The following is a 3320-nucleotide window of genomic DNA, read 5'->3' as shown; positions in this document are numbered from 1 at the left end:
AAATAACCCCACCGCCTGTGGCACCTCCCCTTACTAAGGGGAGGTATGTTATCGTATGGGATTATGGGATTAACCTTCTTGCCCATAAGCTTGCCAAGCCAAATCAATCAACCCATCAACAACAGCAGATGCAACCACCGCATTCCCCTTCCTACCTTCAATAATAATATTCGGAATTAGCGAATCCCGTAACCTTTCCTTCGCAGTCTCAACATTCACAAACCCAGGAGGGGTTGCAATAATCAAAGCAGGTTTAATTTCTTCTGCCTCAATTAACTCCACCAACATGGAAAGAGCAGTTTGTGCTTGTCCAACCACAAAAATACCCTCTGGGTAGCGTTTAGCAAGCATTTCTGTACCCCAAGCCACACGAGTCTTCCTATCTTGAGGTGTTGTCGCTGCATCAAAACTACAAAACACCTGATTCGCAAAAGTGTTTTGGATATCATTAGAAATACCAACCTGTACCATCGGCACATCGACAATGATAGTACTACGGGCAGCCAAAGCCGCAGCAGCTGCTTGTAAAGCACGTTCTGAGAAATGTAGCAAAGACTTATATTCAAAGTCTGCTGTAGCGTAAATAACCCGTCGTACAATCTCATACTCTGCGGGAGAAAAAACATGTTCACCAATTTCTCGATCGATAATCGCCAAACTTTGAGCGTCAGTTACGTGCCATTCCATTGCGGTTCTGCTGTCAGTCAACAGCATTCAGCTTATACTATTTTGGCATTTTGCGAAAAGTTGAGCTTAATCTCAAAGGCGTATCGCACAACGATTTTGAATTTTTTTAAAATCAGCCTGCATAAACCAGTGAAGTGCGACATATGAGTGATTGAAGGGGTTGAGAAACCCAAGTAACAATAAACTCACTCTGTAAATTAAACTGGAGCTTAACATGAAACTTCGCACCCTCACTGGTTCTTTTCTCGCTGCTGCTGCACTTCTTTCCACTTCGATTCCTGCACAAGCTGGTCCCTTCACAAGTGGTTCTGGTGGTGTTTTTAAACCTGCGAATACCCAACCCGCAGGTAATACTCAGAGTACCCCTGCAACGAATGCACCTGTAGGAAATGGCGAAATTCAAGGTTTAGGCGATCATCAATCTTGGGTTGACCAAAAAACCCTAGCAAATGACCCCCGTGCTTTATGTACTGATGTCGGTTTGGGTAATAATACTCGTGCAAATTCTAGCGATATTGCCAGTGCAAATTCAACTTCTAGCCGTTCAAACTCATCAAAAAGCCATAACGATGGTGGTGGTGGTGGTGGTAGCTTCTTGGGTATCGTTAGCGTCAGTGGTAACGGTAGCAGCCAAGGCAGCCAGCAACAAAGTCAATCGAGTGACAAAAAGACAAATAATAGCGAAAAAACTAACAGCAACTCTTCGACTGTGGTTAAAGGTAAAAATTGTGACGCATTTGTAAATTCTGCTGCGGCAAGAGATATGAACTATCAAGATAATTTAACTCGTCGTTATGACATTAAAACTGGTCGTCGTGGACAGCAAGTTAATCAACTTATTCAAGATAAATAATTTGACCTAACCCCCAACCCCTTCCCTATTCTGGGAAGGGGAGGAAGATAAGCGTATTTCATTCAGATGAAAACTGCTATAATTACTACCAGGTTCAAGGATGAAAAATTCACCACAAATAATTACACTTGGGATTGTTTTGTTGTTACTCACAGCAACTCATTCCCATGCTCAATCTATAAAAAGGGAACCTCGTAGAGAACCTGCATTTCCATACTTACTTGATAACAGACTCGACGATGGACAAGCTCAAACTGTTGTGCGAGTACGATGCTTACCAAGCAAACAAAATCAGGAGAGATATTCGACTCGGAATACAGATACTAACCGCAGATTAATTCGCGATCGCATTTTACGTCCGTATCAATCTAATGAAATCTCCATTGATGTGGAAGGTTTCTGTCGCGATATCAAAATTCGCGTCAACGAACCCAGAAATGGCTCCAATTATACCTTTGATGACAATCAAGAATATCCCGAATATCCGAACCATAATGGTGTTTCCGGCTGGCAATGGTTTTTACGAAACCAGTAGGGGTAGGGTTTCCCTAGGTTCCTGTATTATTTATTACATCGGTTCTCGTCTTAGTTAAATACAGTTTGCGAAAATACAAATCAGGGCAAATGGTTGTTTGCCCTAATTTGTATTGGTATTGCATCCAAACGGGAAGCACTATAGTTGGGATATTTTATTTTTGAGAAATCCCAAAACAGTGCATAAAACTATCTCAACCGACATATGAAGGAGTGAAAGCAAACAAAACAAAACACTCCACCCAACAAGGATAAAAACCATGAACGCAAAGATGATTGTCGGCTTAGTTGCTTCCGTTTCCCTATTCACCACAGTTGCATTACCTAGTTATGCTCAAACTACACCAAAAACTCAACCAATTGTACCTTCACAAACCCAAGCAACTGCACCAGAAATTACCATTCCCCAAGACACTGCCATCATTGTTTCTTTCCCCGCAGCCATCAATGTAGACGCTGGTCAAAAACAAGAATTCCCGGTCACAGTACCCCTTTCCAGCGCCATTAAAGATAGCCAAGGTAATGCGATCGCACCTGAAAATACACCAGTAACCATTGTGCTGAAACCAACAAAAGGTGGTGTCAAAATTATTGCCCAATCAATAGTTATCAACGGTCGAATTGTACCAATTAACGCTTCCAGCCAAATAATTCCCGGTACAACAATTACCCACAAACGCGCCAACGATAAAGCAGTTGAAAACGGTTCAATTTGGGGCAGAATCGGCGGTAGTGCCCTTGGTTTTGCCTCAGGTGGCGACCCAGAACAATTTGACCGTGGAGCAATGGGTGGAAGCTTGATTGGATTGGTTTCCGGATTGCGATCGCCTGAAAATACCCGCGTCGTCCAAATCCCCCAAAATAGCGTTTATGTTTTATCCCTCGAAGCACCAGTTCGTATCCCTGGAAGATAGATTATGGATTTTAGATTTTGGATTTTGGATTTTAGATTTTATACTAAAAACGGTTAAGGATTATACTTTTTATCTGCCAAACCTAATATTTATTAAGCATCTCCCCTTAGTAAGGATGTTGTTGGCGAATTAATGATGGGTCGAACCCCATTTTCCTCGTTCCTTGCCTCTGGCAAGGAATGCAGCGATTGAGGCTCTGCCTCAAATCTAACTGGAGGCAGAGCCTCCAAAAGCGCGTTACCAGGCTGGAGCTAGGCTGTTGACTTTGTAGTTTTTTGGGTCATAAAAATTCATACTAAAATCATGTCGAGAAGGTCGAACTGTTTCCCATG

4 protein-coding genes are annotated in these 3320 nt (G+C 42.4%); 3 read left to right on the top strand and 1 reads right to left on the bottom strand.

The window, feature by feature from the left end; all coding sequences use genetic code 11:
* Nucleotides 1-69 precede the first annotated feature (69 nt).
* On the bottom strand, nucleotides 70-687 hold the full coding sequence (locus tag CK510_RS28270; RefSeq protein ID WP_095724809.1) for a precorrin-8X methylmutase: 618 nt from the start codon (nucleotides 685-687) through the stop codon (nucleotides 70-72).
* Between the two features lie 214 nt (nucleotides 688-901).
* Here CK510_RS28270 and CK510_RS28265 point away from each other — a divergent pair, with 214 nt between their 5' ends.
* The 3 genes from CK510_RS28265 to CK510_RS28255 all read left to right on the top strand — a co-directional run bounded on the left by CK510_RS28265 (nucleotide 902) and on the right by CK510_RS28255 (nucleotide 2988).
* Nucleotides 902-1540 (top strand): hypothetical protein, encoded by a 639-nt coding sequence (locus tag CK510_RS28265; RefSeq protein ID WP_095724808.1) that lies wholly within the window; start codon nucleotides 902-904, stop codon nucleotides 1538-1540.
* A gap of 100 nt (nucleotides 1541-1640) precedes the next feature.
* Entirely contained in the window at nucleotides 1641-2075 is a 435-nt protein-coding gene (locus CK510_RS28260; protein ID WP_095724807.1) for a hypothetical protein, read from the top strand.
* Nucleotides 2076-2334: 259 nt separating this feature from the next.
* On the top strand, nucleotides 2335-2988 hold the full coding sequence (locus CK510_RS28255; RefSeq protein ID WP_095724806.1) for a hypothetical protein: 654 nt from the start codon (nucleotides 2335-2337) through the stop codon (nucleotides 2986-2988).
* Nucleotides 2989-3320 lie beyond the last annotated feature (332 nt).

The organism is Brunnivagina elsteri CCALA 953 (assembly GCF_002289455.1).
GTDB classification, from domain to species: Bacteria; Cyanobacteriota; Cyanobacteriia; order Cyanobacteriales; family Nostocaceae; genus Brunnivagina; species Brunnivagina elsteri.
Note: the sequence above shows the minus strand (reverse complement) of the source record. Positions and strands in the feature narration are given on the sequence as shown.